At 63.6% G+C, this 13,628-nt stretch carries 12 protein-coding genes; 4 read left to right on the top strand and 8 right to left on the bottom strand.

Annotation, left to right across the window (positions count from 1 at the left end; genetic code table 11):
• Nucleotides 1-55: 55 nt before the first annotated feature.
• Both NLM25_RS05645 and NLM25_RS05640 read right to left on the bottom strand, forming a co-directional pair.
• Nucleotides 56-1,555: a metallophosphoesterase gene (locus NLM25_RS05645; RefSeq protein WP_254136354.1), complete on the bottom strand. Its 1,500-nt coding sequence runs from the start codon at nucleotides 1,553-1,555 to the stop codon at nucleotides 56-58.
• Between the two features lie 255 nt (nucleotides 1,556-1,810).
• Entirely contained in the window at nucleotides 1,811-2,014 is a 204-nt protein-coding gene (locus NLM25_RS05640) for a hypothetical protein (protein ID WP_254136353.1), read from the bottom strand.
• A gap of 218 nt (nucleotides 2,015-2,232) precedes the next feature.
• Between NLM25_RS05640 and NLM25_RS05635 the strand changes: the two genes are divergently transcribed.
• Nucleotides 2,233-3,606, top strand: a complete 1,374-nt coding sequence (locus NLM25_RS05635) for a M17 family metallopeptidase (RefSeq protein ID WP_254136352.1) — start codon at nucleotides 2,233-2,235, stop codon at nucleotides 3,604-3,606.
• On the top strand, nucleotides 3,599-4,441 hold the full coding sequence (locus NLM25_RS05630; RefSeq protein ID WP_254136351.1) for an NlpC/P60 family protein: 843 nt from the start codon (nucleotides 3,599-3,601) through the stop codon (nucleotides 4,439-4,441). Before NLM25_RS05635 ends, NLM25_RS05630 begins: the two co-directional genes overlap by 8 nt.
• Before the next feature lie 34 nt (nucleotides 4,442-4,475).
• Here the strand turns inward: NLM25_RS05630 and NLM25_RS05625 are convergent, their stop codons facing one another.
• Nucleotides 4,476-4,913, bottom strand: a complete 438-nt coding sequence (locus tag NLM25_RS05625) for a hypothetical protein (protein WP_254136350.1) — start codon at nucleotides 4,911-4,913, stop codon at nucleotides 4,476-4,478.
• Nucleotides 4,914-5,032: 119 nt separating this feature from the next.
• Here NLM25_RS05625 and NLM25_RS05620 point away from each other — a divergent pair, with 119 nt between their 5' ends.
• Entirely contained in the window at nucleotides 5,033-5,314 is a 282-nt protein-coding gene (locus tag NLM25_RS05620; RefSeq protein WP_254115964.1) for a hypothetical protein, read from the top strand.
• Nucleotides 5,315-5,353: 39 nt separating this feature from the next.
• Complete coding sequence (locus NLM25_RS05615) at nucleotides 5,354-5,581, top strand: hypothetical protein (RefSeq protein WP_254115963.1); 228 nt, start codon at nucleotides 5,354-5,356, stop codon at nucleotides 5,579-5,581.
• Nucleotides 5,582-5,667: 86 nt separating this feature from the next.
• On the opposite strand, the gene NLM25_RS05610 is transcribed toward NLM25_RS05615, so the two are convergent.
• Genes NLM25_RS05610 through NLM25_RS05590 form a run of 5 tightly spaced genes read right to left on the bottom strand, consistent with a single transcriptional unit; the run spans nucleotide 5,668 to nucleotide 13,420 of the window.
• Nucleotides 5,668-7,305, bottom strand: a complete 1,638-nt coding sequence (locus tag NLM25_RS05610; RefSeq protein ID WP_254136349.1) for an ABC transporter ATP-binding protein — start codon at nucleotides 7,303-7,305, stop codon at nucleotides 5,668-5,670.
• A 7-nt stretch (nucleotides 7,306-7,312) separates the two neighbouring features.
• Entirely contained in the window at nucleotides 7,313-8,491 is a 1,179-nt protein-coding gene (locus NLM25_RS05605; RefSeq protein WP_254115961.1) for an ABC transporter permease, read from the bottom strand.
• Complete coding sequence (locus NLM25_RS05600; RefSeq protein WP_254115960.1) at nucleotides 8,491-9,600, bottom strand: microcin C ABC transporter permease YejB; 1,110 nt, start codon at nucleotides 9,598-9,600, stop codon at nucleotides 8,491-8,493. The genes NLM25_RS05605 and NLM25_RS05600 overlap by 1 nt, the downstream gene beginning before the upstream one ends.
• 2 nt (nucleotides 9,601-9,602) lie before the next feature.
• Entirely contained in the window at nucleotides 9,603-11,489 is a 1,887-nt protein-coding gene (locus NLM25_RS05595) for an extracellular solute-binding protein (protein ID WP_254136348.1), read from the bottom strand.
• 14 nt (nucleotides 11,490-11,503) lie between these two features.
• Nucleotides 11,504-13,420 (bottom strand): extracellular solute-binding protein, encoded by a 1,917-nt coding sequence (locus tag NLM25_RS05590; protein ID WP_254136347.1) that lies wholly within the window; start codon nucleotides 13,418-13,420, stop codon nucleotides 11,504-11,506.
• Nucleotides 13,421-13,628 lie beyond the last annotated feature (208 nt).

Raw genomic sequence — 13,628 nt, 5'->3', positions numbered from 1 at the left:
CGCCAGCAATAGACTGTTAACCCTAACGCGCGGTTAACGTCAGCCTGCCTGCCGTTCACGGCGGCGGCGAGGACGCCTTCCCGGCGAGACCCAGATCGACGCCGAGCACCTTCACCTGCTCGTTCAGGTCGTGCAGCAATTGCAGTCTTTGCTGCACCTGCGCCTCGACATCGACGTCAGCACGCGGTCCTCGCGGCAATTCGCGCCGGAGGTCGTCGCGGTTGACGAGACGCCTCGCACGGAGCTCGTCGAGCTGAACATCGTCGATGCCAAGCACGTCGGCACAGTGCTCGATCAATCGGCGCAGCAGCAACCTCACCGCGGCCATCGCCTCGACGTCTTGCCTGCGCCCCGACCTCGCGAACTTGCCCTCGATATCGGCCCAGGCATGTGAGGTGACGAGATAGGCGTGGAGCACGCTCGACCAGTCGACCTCGCCGTCGGCATGGAACGCGCGGCGCATCAGAAGCCGGCGGGCCTGTGCCGTGACTTGATCACGCTTCAGCGCTGCACACGAAGCGATCTCGATCACCGACTGGACGGCGGGATCGCGGGAAAAATCCCGTCCTGCCGGCAACCTGATGACGCCGTCCGCCAGGTTCGAGTCGAGCAGCCTGAAAGCGCCGTCGTTGCGCGGCCGCGAATAGCGCGCGATCGCGAACCGGTACTCCGCGCGGCCGGACTGGGACGACGGTCCGAAATGAACGATGTTGAAGCCGGCGTCGTCACCGCCCTGCCCGGTCGAGGACGGACAGGAGAGCACATAGATCGTGCGCCAGAAGGCTTCGCCACTCGCGCTACGCGTGGCACGCGGATCCGGGATCGAATAGCGGGTGAGTCCCTCGACATGCCGGTGTCCGTGCAGAACCAGATTGACGTTGAGGGACGTCGCCGCTTCGAGGAACGTGGCAGGCGCCGCAAGATACATCAGCGGTTCGTCGGGCACGCCGAGAAACCGCTTTCCTTCGCCGGTCGCCTGCGGCAGCAGATGATGATGCAGCGCCAGCACGCGCACCAGGTTTTCCGCCGGCTCCGAATAGTCTGCGCGCCCCGCGGATCCCATGCTGCCCGCGAGCTCGACGCTCAGCCGGGCGGAATCAGCGACAAGCGCGTTGTAGGCGTTCTCGTCGATATTGCCGCTCGCGAGCGTCGTCAGACTCGCGCGGTTGGAATCCAGCAGCACCAGATCGAGGCCAGCCTGGCGGTAATAGACGCTCTTCGAGGTCCGCGGCAGATGCAGGTAATCATAGACGTCGTGACGGCCTGCACGCTGGCTCGGGCGCTTGACGTCGTGATTGCCCGCGACCGCCTGGATGTCGGTAAATAGCCCGGTCTGCCGGAAGGATGCGATGACGGCGAGCGCTTCGTCGAGCGCGCGCGGCGTGGGATCGTCCACGAGATCACCCGTGATCAGCAGAATGCGATCGGGAACGTCTGCGAAGTCCGCCATCCTCTCGCGAATTGCGGCAGCGAGCGCCTCGGTCGTCGCCAGCAGCCGGCCTGAGCCGTCCAGATGCAGGTCGGAAATCTGCGCAATGACGAACGATCTATCCATTTTGCGCCGCTCATTTGCGAATGCTGCGCCGCCCAAACGATGAGAAGAATGCCTTCGACGAATAGGTCAGGCCGGTATCTGGCCGGGCCGCCGAGTTCTTGCGCGCGATGCCTACAGAACAGCACGGCACAATTTAAAATATTCGTGAATAATGGCACAACCGCCGCGCTAGTAAAGGCCCGCAGCCGCGCTCTTGTGAACGGCAGTTCTCAGCATGGATACGAGATCTGCCCGGCGATGGTTTCGCTCGCCCGATCAATATTGGATGGCAAGCCGCTTGCGGATTTCGTCGATGCGCTTGTCGAGCGCATCGAACCGCGCGTGGACGGAGCGGTCGTGGAGATAGAAGACGTAACCGCCGGCAAGGAATGCGAATATCCAATGATGATGCTCGACATAACCAAAAATCGCCTCGACGGCCTGGCCGATGAATGTGACCACGCTCCACACGAATTCCATTGCAGTCTCCTCCCGGCAGGCTTCGTCTTCGGCCGCCGATAATCTGCTGCACAGTTTTCCCGGTAGATCCGGCGGCCGTTGCCGGAACCTAGCATGGCCCCCTTGTCGGGAGTAGCGGGGCCGAACGGCGACGGCAAAGCCGATTGCAGCCGCGGCCAAACTCTGCGAAGTCTCGTCCGTTCGTATGACCCGTTTGATCCGACGATCCGGACCCGCCAATGCCTTCTGTCTTCGAGACATCGTCCACCGCCATCCCGATCACCTTCGTCACCAAGTCGAGCTGGGATCAGGTCGCCGAGACGTTGCCGCCGGCGCAGCGCCAATTCGCCGCCGCGAGCGCCTTTACCGCCAAGCCGGGCGGCTATCTCGCGCTGCCTGCGCCTGATGGCGCCATCGCGCAAGTGCTGTTCGGATTAGAGGACAATGGCGCGAGATCGCGCGACCTGTTCCGGCCGGGCGCCCTGCCCGGCCTGCTGCCGCCGGGCACCTATCGTTTTGCCAATGCACCGCACGATGCGCGGCTGGCGGCGCTCGCATTCGCGCTGGGGTGCTACCGCTTCGCCCGCTACCGCAAGGCCGACCGTCCCGATGTCCGGCTGGTGCCGCCTGATGGCGTCGATACGGCCGAGATCAGCCGCATGGCGGATGCGGCGATGCTGGCGCGCGACCTCATCAACACGCCGTCCAACGACATGGGGCCGGAGGAGCTGGCCGCAGCCGCGCAAGACCTCGCCGCCGAGTTCGGCGCAAGCTTCGCCTGCACCATCGGCGATGACCTGAAACAGAATTTCCCGCTGATCCACGCCGTCGGCATGGCCTCCGACCGCGCGCCGCGGCTGATCGACCTCAACTGGGGCGATCCCGGCCACCCCAAGGTGACGCTGGTCGGCAAGGGCGTCTGCTTCGACACCGGCGGGCTCGACCTCAAGCCGTCGAGCGGCATGCTGATCATGAAGAAGGACATGGGCGGCGCCGCCAACGTGCTGGCGCTCGCGCGCATGGTGATGGATGCGAAGCTCAAGGTCCGCCTGCGCGTGCTGATTCCCGCGGTGGAAAATGCCGTCTCCAGCAATGCCTTCCGCCCGCTCGACATCTTCACCTCGCGCAAGGGCATCACGGTCGAGATCGGCAACACCGATGCGGAAGGCCGCCTCGTGCTCGCCGACGCGCTGGCGCTGGCCGACGAGGAGAAGCCGGACCTGCTGATCGATTTGGGCACGCTGACCGGCGCGGCGCGCGTCGCACTGGGGCCGGATTTACCGCCCTTTTACACCAATGATGAGACGCTTGCCGCCGACGTCGCGCGGTGCGCGCTGAAGGAGAACGATCCATTGTGGCGCATGCCGTTGTGGCCGGCCTACGATGCGTGGCTGGACTCCAAGACCGCCACCATCACCAACGCACCGTCCGGCGGCTTTGCCGGCTCGATTACCTGCGCGCTGTTCCTGCAACGCTTCGTCGAGCAGGCGAAGAGCTGGCTGCATGTCGACATCTATGGCTGGACCCCGTCGGCGAAGCCGGCGCGGCCCGAAGGCGGCGAATGCCAGGCCGCGCGCGCCATCTACGCATTGCTGAGCGAGCGCTATGCATGATCCGCGATTGACACCGGCACGCGGCGACCTCGCCGCGAAATATCTCGAAGGCAAGGTGCAAGCGGATCGCTTCGTCACGGGCGAGGAATTCGAGGTATTCGACGCGGTCGCGCCGGTGCGCGAGCAGCCGTCGTCGAACGCGATGCTGATGACACAAGCGCTGCGCGGCGAACGCGTCACGGTCTACGATCGCAATGGCGAAGGCTGGGCCTGGGGCCAGCTTGCCGGCGATGGTTACGTCGGCTGGCTGCCTGATGCAGCGCTCATGAAGCCGTCGGCCGCCCCGACCCACGTGATCTGCGCGCTCCGGACGTTCGCCTTCCCCGGTCCCTCGATCAAGCTGCCGCCGACCGACACGCTCGTGATGGGATCGCAGCTCGCGATCGCGCGCGAGGACGGCAGCTTCGCCGTGACGCGCGAGGGAACGTTCGTGCCGAAGACGCATCTCGCCCCGCTCGATCATCGCGAGGCGGATTTCGTGGGGGTCGCCGAGCGCTTCGTCGGCACGCCCTATCTCTGGGGCGGCAAGAGCAGTTTTGGCATCGATTGCTCGGGCCTCGTCCAGGTCTCGCTGACATCAGCGGGCACCGGCTGCCTGCGCGACAGCGATATGCAGCAGGCGGGCCTCGGCCGCGCACTGGAGCCGCATGAGCGCAGCAGGCTGCAACGCGGCGATCTGATCTTCTGGAAGGGCCATGTCGCCATCGTCCGTGACGGCAGCACCATGGTTCACGCCAACGCGCATCACATGGCCACCGTGATCGAGCCGACCGAGCCGGCGATTGCACGGATCAGGCAGGCCGGCAGCGAGGTCGTCGCGATCAAGCGGCTGTAGAGGCGGATCCGCATCCCATGGATGTCAGACGTCGTTATGGTGGGTTGGACCCATCGCCGGCGCTGGCTCTCGGCTTGGAGATCGGCGGGATGCAGCTGCCGAAGCGTGGATCGAGCGGATCGTAGCGCGACCTTGTTCTCACGACGATATACAGCACCGCCAGCGCGAAGGAACCGAGCAGCAGCACGATCCACGCAGGTGGCTGAATTGCGATCAAAAGCACAGTCGCAACAACCAGCAGCAAAGCGACAGTGCCCGAAAACAGCTTTGAAGCCATCACCGGCTCCATCATAAGCTTGCGGGCGGCAATACTACTGCAAAAGCCAACATACTTTTTGAGAGCCGACTGCGACACTCCAGCGCAGATATCTGCACGCGATCGACGAGGTGCGAGTTCCCAAGCGGGAGCCCGCAATCGCGATGACGTCGGCCTGAAGCGGAATCTCATGCGTTCCGGGAACAGCACGATCATTCGGCAATCCGTCACGACTTGATAAGCACCTTGCAGCGCAACTACGGAACAACGTTACATCCGAGAGATTTGCGGAACGAAACGCGGCGCCAGTCTTTCTCTGGCTTTGGGAGGTGCCCATGAGTTCTCAGGCCAGAGAAGGCGCGTGTGCGTTCGCTTGGCGGAACTACTTGCTGCTCCACAGCGGCATCAGCGAGAATGATGACAGGCGCTCCGCCCTCGACCGCTACATCGCCAATCTTCGCGACACCGGCGAGGATGATTTCGATCTCCTGCAAATAGCCGCAGTCGCCTACTTGAAAAAGCTGGATGAATTGCAGGACGACCAATGCGCGCGACTCGCGGCAGACCAGGTTTTGGCCAAGTGCCTGGAAGCACGCAGCTCACAACACGACAGGTAGCTTTCAGGCCGCAACACCAGAGCGAAGGGAGCGAACAGCATGGCAGACAAGACCAATGCAGACCGTTTCGCGCGCGACCCGGAACGGCGTATCGCCGCAGCGACGGCAATCGGCATGAATGCCTTGAAACCGATGATGCACTTTCAGATCTCGATGCTGAGGATGTGGGCCGATAGCATCGAGAGGCTCGCGGGCAATTACGAAAAGCGGCTGGAAGAAACTGCGACCGCGGCCGAGGACCCGTCGGACAAGGAACGCGCCGCGTAAATCAACGCGACGGGTCGAGCGCAGCCAGCTTCGGCGACAGGTGGAGGCGTCCCCGGGGGTCGCGCTGTCGCGCCCCTGAATGACGGCTACGTCGCCGCCGGCCCGTTCCCCGCGGTCTCCAGCCGGAACGCCGCTGCGAACAGCGCGCGCGTATAATCCGTCTTCGGGTTCTTGAACAGCTCCGCGGCCTGCCCCTCCTCGACCACCTTGCCGCCGCGCATCACGATGAGATGGCTGGCGAGCGAGGCGACGACGCGCAAGTCGTGCGAGATGAACATGTAGGTGAGCTCGCGCCTGCGCTGGAGCTCGCGCAACAGGTCCACCATCTGCGCCTGGATCAGCATGTCGAGCGCGCTGGTCGGCTCGTCCAGCACGACGAAATCCGGCTCCAGCACCACCGCGCGCGCGATGCTGATGCGCTGGCGCTGGCCGCCGGAGAATTCATGCGGGTAGCGGTAGCGGGTGTCCGGCTTCAGCCCGACGTCCTCCAGCGCTTTGACGACGCGCGCCTCGCGCTCCTCGCGCGAAAGGTTTGGCTGATGCACCGAGAGGCCTTCGGCGATGATGTCGGCGACCGACATGCGCGGACTGAGCGAGCCGAACGGATCCTGGAACACGATCTGCATGTCGCGCCGGTAGGGCCTCATCTCCTTGAAGCGCAGGCCCTGGATATCTTTCCCCAAGAACACGATGCGGCCGTTCGAGGAGATAAGCCGCAGCAGCGCGAGCCCGAGCGTGGTCTTGCCCGAGCCGGATTCGCCGACGACGCCGAGCGTCTCGCCCTTGCGTACGGCGATGCTGACGCCGTCGACCGCCTTGATGTGGCCGACCGTCTTGCGCATCAGACCACGCCTGATCGGAAACCACACTTTCAGATCGTCGGCCGACATCACCACCGGCGCATCCGGCTGCGGCGGCGCCGGATCGGGCTTCGGCTCCGCGGCGAGCAGATCGCGCGTATAGGGGTGTTTCGGGCTCTTGAAGACCTGCTCCACCGGCCCCTGCTCGACGATCACGCCGCCTTTCATGACGCAAACGGTGTCGGCGATGCGGCGCACGATGCCAAGATCGTGGGTGATGAAGAGCAGGCTCATGCCGAGCCGCGAGCGGATCTCGGCGAGCAGCGCCAGGATCTGCGCCTGCACGGTGACGTCGAGCGCCGTCGTCGGCTCGTCCGCGATCAACAGATCCGGCTCGTTGGCGAGCGCCATCGCGATCATCACGCGCTGGCGCTGGCCGCCCGAGAGCTGGTGCGGATAGCTCTTCAGCCGCGTTTCGGGCTCGGGAATGCCGACCTGTGTCAGCAACTCCAGCGTCCGCTTGCGCGCCTCGGCATTGCTGGTCGGATTGTGCAGCTGGATAATCTCGCCGATCTGCGCCTCGATCGTGTGCAGCGGATTGAGCGAGGTCATCGGCTCCTGGAAGATGATGGAGATGTCGCTGCCGCGAATCTCCCGCATCTGCAGCTCGGACTGGTCGATCAGTTCCTGCCCCTTGAAGCGGATGCTGCCCGAGGGGTGCGTGGCGTTCGGATAGGGCAAGAGCTTCAGGATCGAGAGCGCGCTGACCGACTTGCCGGAGCCGGATTCGCCGACCAGCGCCACGCATTCGCCGCGCTTGATCTGGAACGAGACCTTGTCGACCGCAAGTGTAGTGACGCCGCCCTGGTGGAAAGCCACCGAGAGGTCGCGAACGGCAAGCAGGGGCTGGTTGATCGCGTCCATCACGCCCTCACTTGAACGTCTTGCGCGGATCGAAGGCGTCGCGCACGGCTTCGCCGATGAAGATCAGCAGCGACAGCATGATCGCGACGGAGAAGAAGCCGGTGAAACCGAGCCATGGCGCCTGCACGTTCGACTTGCCCTGCGACAGCAGCTCGCCGAGCGAGGGCGAGCCAGGCGGCAGGCCGAAGCCGAGGAAGTCCAGCGCGGTCAGCGTCATCACCGAGGACGACACGATGAACGGAAGGAAGGTCATGGTCGCGACCATCGCGTTCGGCAGCAGATGCCGGAACATGATCACCGCGTTCGACACGCCGAGCGCGCGCGCTGCCTGGATGTATTCGAAATTGCGGCCGCGCAGGAATTCGGCGCGCACGAGGCCCACCAGCGACACCCATGAGAACAGCAGCAGGATGCCGAGCAGCACGAAGAAACCGGGTACCAGCACGGATGACAGGATCAGCAGCAAATAGAGCGACGGGATCGCCGTCCAGATCTCGATGAAGCGCTGGAAGGTGAGGTCGATCCAGCCGCCGAAGTAACCCTGGATGCCGCCGGCGGCGACGCCGACGACCGAAGAGACGATGGTGAGGCAGAGGCCGAACAAGACCGAGATACGGAAGCCGTAGATCAGCCGCGCCACCACGTCGCGGCCCTGATCGTCAGTGCCGAGCCAGTTGTATTCGAGGTCGCGGCAGCTCTTCAGCCCTTTCTTCTCAACCACCGGCTTGCACTGAGCCTCCGTCAGCATCCAGGTCGGCGGCGACGGCGCCGGTGTCGGCAGATCGAGATTGTGGGTGTCGTAGGAGTAGCGGATCAGCGGCCAGACGATGCTGCCGCCCTTGTCCTTGATCAGCTTCTGCAGATAGGGGTCGCGGTAGTCGGCCGCGGTCTCGAAGTCCCCACCGAAGGTCGTCTCCGAATAGGTGACGAAGGCCGGCCAGTAGAGATGGCCGTCATATTTGATCAGGAACGGCCGGTCGTTGGCGATCAGCTCGGCGAACAGCGACACCACGAACAGGAGCATGAAGATCCAGAACGACCAGTAACCGCGCCGGTTCGCCTTGAAATTCTCCCAGCGCCGCCTGTTGAGCGGCGACGGCGCGAACGGCTTGCGCGTGGCCGGCACGGCTTCGCCGAGCGGCGACGTCGTCGTGGTCTCGATCGGGGTCGGAGCGGTCAGCGTCATCAGACCTCCCTCGCCTCGAAATCGATCCGCGGGTCGATCCACATATAGGTCAGATCGGAGATCAGGTTGACCACGAGGCCGACGAGCGAAAAGATGTAGAGCGTGCCGAACACCACGGGGTAGTCGCGGTTGAGCACGCTCTCGAAACTGAGCAGCCCGAGCCCGTCCAGCGAGAAGATGGTCTCGATCAAGAGAGAACCCGAGAAGAAGGCGTGGATGAAGGCGCCCGGGAAGCCCGCGATCACGATCAGCATCGCGTTGCGGAAAATGTGGCCGTAGAGCACCTGGCCCTCGCTACAGCCCTTGGCGCGCGCGGTCATGACATATTGCTTGCGGATCTCGTCCAGGAACGAGTTCTTGGTCAGCAAGGTCATGGTTGCAAACGCGCTCAAGCCCATCGAGAGCAGCGGCAAGGTCAGATGCCAGAAATAGTCGATGATCTTCCAGTACCAGGGGAACTGCGACCAGCCGTCCGAGGTCAGGCCGCGCAGCGGGAACAGGTTGAAGAACGAACCGCCCGCGAACAGGATGATCAGCAGGATCGCGAACAGGAAGCCGGGGATCGCAAAGCCGATGATGATCACCGCCGAGGTCCAGGTGTCGAAGCGCGTGCCGTCCTTCACGGCCTTGCGGATGCCGAGCGGGATCGAGATCAGATAGGTGATCAGCGTCAGCCAGATGCCGAGCGAGATCGAGACCGGCAGCTTCTCCTTGATCAGCTGGATCACGCTGACGTCGCGGAAATAGCTCTTGCCGAAATCGAAGCGGGCGAAATTCCACACCATCAGCGCGAAGCGCTCCGGTGCCGGCTTGTCGAAGCCGAACTGCACCTCCAGCTTCTTGATGAAATCAGGATCGAGCCCCTGCGCGCCGCGATATTTCGAGTTGATGGCATCTCCGCCGGCACCGACCTGCCCTGGCGCGCGCTGCGCGAAATCGTTGCCCCCCGAGATGCGCGATGTGCCGCCGGTGTCGGCGCCCGAGAGCTGCGCGATCACGCGCTCGACCGGACCGCCCGGCGCGAACTGCACGACGACGAAGGAGACGAAGAGGATCCCGAGCAGGGTCGGGATCATCAGGAGAATGCGGCGGGCGATATAGGCGCTCATGGCTATTTCGCCTGCTCGAGCTTGGTCGCCTTGGCGCGGTCGGACCACCAGATATCGGGAGCGCCGACGCCGTTGGCATAGCGCGGCAGCTTCTGCGGATGGCCGTACTGATCCCAGTAAGCGAGCCGGTGCGTCTTGTTATACCACTGCGGCACCCAGTACCGGCCGGCGCGGAACAGACGGTCGAAGGCACGGCAGGCGACGGTCAAGTCCTCGCGGTTGTCGGCCGCCATGATCTTCTCGATCATGGCGTCGATCGCCGGGCTGGCGACGCCCGCCAGATTGTACGAGCCCTTGGTTGCCGCGACCTGCGAGGAGAAGAATGCGCGCATGGCGTCGCCCGGCGTTGCCGACATGCTGAAACGCTGGATCGTCATGTCGAAGTCGAAATCTTCCTGGCGCACCTTGTGTTGAACGGCATCGACAAGGCGCACGCTCGCTTCGATGCCGAGCGTCCCGAGATTCTTGATGTAAGGGGCATGGTGCGGCTGAAACGAAGGTTCGTCCAGCAGGAACTCGATTCTGAAGATTTCGCCGTTCGGCAGCATCCGCTTGCCGTCCTTGATCGGCATGCCGGCCTCGCTCAGCAATTGCTGCGCCTTGCGCAACAAGCTGCGGTCCTGCCCCGAGCCGTCCGTTACCGGAGGCGTGAAGGGCGCGGCGAACACCTCGTCGGGGACCTGACCGCGAAACGGCTCCAGCAGCTTCAGCTCTTCCGGCGGAGGAGACCCGTTGCCCGCCATGAGATCGGAGTTCTGGAACGGCGACACCGTACGGGCATAAGCGCCGTACATAATGGTCTTGTTGGTCCACTCGAAGTCGAAGGCATTGATCAAGGCCTCGCGCACGCGCGGGTCCTTGAACTTGTCGCGCCGCGTGTTGATGAACCAGCCCTGCGCGCCGGACGGCGTGTCGTCGGGCACGATTTCGAGCTTGACGCGATTGTCCTTCACCGCCGCGAAGTCGTAGCGCGTCGCCCAGATGCGCGAGGTGAATTCCTCGCGATAGAGATAGTTCTTGCCGGTAAAACCCTCGAAGGCGACATCGCGATCGCGATAGAATTCATAGCGCACGACATCGAAATTGTAGCTGCCGCGGCAAGGCGGCAGGTCGGCGGCCCACCAGTCTTTCACCCGCTCGTATTCGATGTAGCGGTTGACCTCGAACTTGCCGACCTTGTACGGACCCGATCCAAGTGGAATGTCCAGAGACGATTCATCGAACGGGCGGGAGGCGTAGTAGGCTTTGGAGAAGATCGGCAGGCTCGCGACATAGAGCGGCACGTCGCGGGCGCGGCCCTTGGCGAAGGTGACGACGAGCGTCGCATCGTCGATCGCCTCCGCACTGACCATGTCGCGCATCTGCACGATGATCAGCGGATGGCCCTTGGTCTTCAGCGAAGTCAGCGAGAACGCCGCATCGTGTGCGGTGAGCCTGGTACCATCGTGGAACTTCGCCTCGGGCCGCATCGTGAAGCGATAGACCAGCTTGTCCGGCGATATCCGCACGGATCTGGCGGCAAGCCCGTACATCGCATCCGGCTCATCGTTTGCGCGCACCATCAGCGGCACAAACGTCATGTCCATGCCCTGCGCGCCGTCGCCCTTCAGGATGAAGGCGTTGAGCGAGTTGAAGGTCTGGTAGGACTGGTTGTAGGATTTCGTCGACGGGATCAGCGAGAACGTGCCGCCCTTCGGTGCATCGACATCGACGTAGTCGAACTGGCGGAAATCGGCGGGATATTTGAGATCGCCGAACGCCGAGATGCCGTGCGCCTCGGTCTCCGCTTCCGAAGCACGCGCACCGCGCAACGATGGCGCGCCGAGGGACACGCCGAAGGCGCCGCCGATAGCCAAGGCCAACACATGGCGGCGTGACATCTGCGTCATGCGAGGGATGTCCTTCACGACTTCTTTGCGATCCGCGCCGCCTTGTCCGCGTCGTACCACCAGATGAACGGGAAACCGGACTGGCCGTATTTGGGCAATTCCGCCGGCCGGCCGAAGCGATCCCAGCGCGCGGTGCGGACCTTCGAATAGGTCCATTGCGGCACGACATAGTGATTCCACAGCAGCACGCGATCGAGCGCCTTGGTCGCCGCGACGAGATCGTCGCGCCCCGTGGCGTAGATCACCCGCTCGATCAGCTTGTCGATCGCCGGATTCTTGATGCCGGTAATGTTGCGCGATCCGGGGATGTCGGCCGACTTGGACGACCAGAACTCGCGCTGCTCATTGCCCGGCGACTGCGATTCGCCCCAGGAGTTGGTGACGACGTCGAAATCCCACTCGCGCGTCCTGTTCTCGTATTGCGTCGGATCGACCGTGCGCACGCTGACCGCGATGCCGAGCCGTTCCAGCGACGGCTTGTAGAACAGCGTGACCCGTTCGAAGCTCGGATCCGAGTTCAGCAATTCCAGGGAGAACTGAGTGCCGGTCTTGACGTCGACCAGCTTGCGGTCGCGCACCTCGTAGCCGGCCTCCTTGAACAGGCGCAACGCTTCGCGCAGATTGTCGCGCACCGCTTCCGGACTGCCGCCGACCGGATTGGTGTAGGCCGTCGTGAAGACTTCGGGCGGGACTTCGGCGCGGACGGTCTCGAGGATCTCGAGCTCCTTGCCCTGCGGCAACCCGGTCGCCATGAGCTCGTCGATGCCATCGAAATAGCTGCTGACGCGCTTGTACTGACCGTAGAAGATCTGCTTGTTCATCTCCTCGAAGTCGAACGCGTAGTTGAGCGCACGACGCACGCGGGGATCACTGAACTTGGCGCGGCGCAGGTTCGGCACGAACGCCTGCATGACGCCCGAACTGCGATTGGCGAACTCCTCGAGGATCACCCGCTTTTCAGTCACGGCCGGGAAGTCGTAGGCGGTCGCCCAGTTCTTCGCGCTGTTCTCGGTGCGCCAGTCGACCTGATCGGCCTTGAAGGCCTCGATCGCCACGGTGGCATCGCGGAAATATTCGTAGCGCATCTCGTCGAAATTGTTGCGGCCCACATTGACGGCGAAATCGCGCCCCCAATAATCCTTGACGCGCTCCAACGCGATCGACCGTCCCGCAACGAATTCCTTGACCTTGTAGGGACCGGAACCGAGCGGTATTTCGAGCGTGGTGGCGGAGACATCGCGCTTGCGGCCCTGCGCGTCCGTCCCCTCCCACCAGTGCTTCGGCAAGACCGTGAGCTGCCCGACGATTTGCGGCAGTTCGCGGTTGCCCGGCGCGTCGAACACGAACTTCACCTCGCGCTCGCCGACCTTCTCCGCCTTCACCACATGGCTGTAATAGGCGGAGTACATCGGGTGGTGCTTCTTGAAGGAATCCAGCGAGAAGATCACGTCATCTGCGGTGACCGGCTTGCCGTCATGCCATTTGGCCTGCGGCCGCAAGCGATAGGTGACGAAGGAGAAATCGTCCGGGTGGCTCACGGCCTCGGCCAGCGAGCCGTATTCGGTCGAGACCTCGTCGAGCGCGGGCGTCAGGAGCGACTCGTAGATGAATGCGACGGCACCGGCGACCTGCCCCTTCACACCGGAGACGACGATGTTGAAATTGTCGAACGTGCCAACGGCGATCTGGCGCGCGACGCCGCCCTTGGGGGCTTCCGGATTGACGTAATCGAAGCGCTTGAAGTCGGCCGGATACTTGACCTGCCCGAACAGCGACAGTGCATGGCGCCAGGGAAGCGCACCTGAAGGCGCCTCACTGGCAGATTGCGCGTGTGCCGCGCCGATGACGGAAACGCTGCCCAGCGAACCGAGGGCGGTGAGCGCTGCGGCGGCAGTGCCGGTGAGCAGGAGATCGCGTCGGGTAATGGCCAAATCAATAGTCCTGTCTTGAAGGAGGCTACTCCTTTAAGTTCCCAATATAGGCGAGGTTTCGACGGAATATGTTGCTTTTTCCTCATGTTGGAAGCCCGGCCGCCCCCTCCGATGCGGCCAAACGCCCCGATAAACTCATCGCGAGGCCCGGATAAGGAAACGGCCAGGCTTTTCAGCCTGGCCGCATATTCCAAGATGGCTTTTCGAG

This window comes from Bradyrhizobium sp. CCGB01, assembly GCF_024199795.1.
Classification (GTDB): Bacteria; Pseudomonadota; Alphaproteobacteria; order Rhizobiales; family Xanthobacteraceae; genus Bradyrhizobium.
The sequence above is the reverse complement of the archived record's forward strand: the minus strand, read 5'-3'. Positions and strand labels throughout refer to the sequence as shown.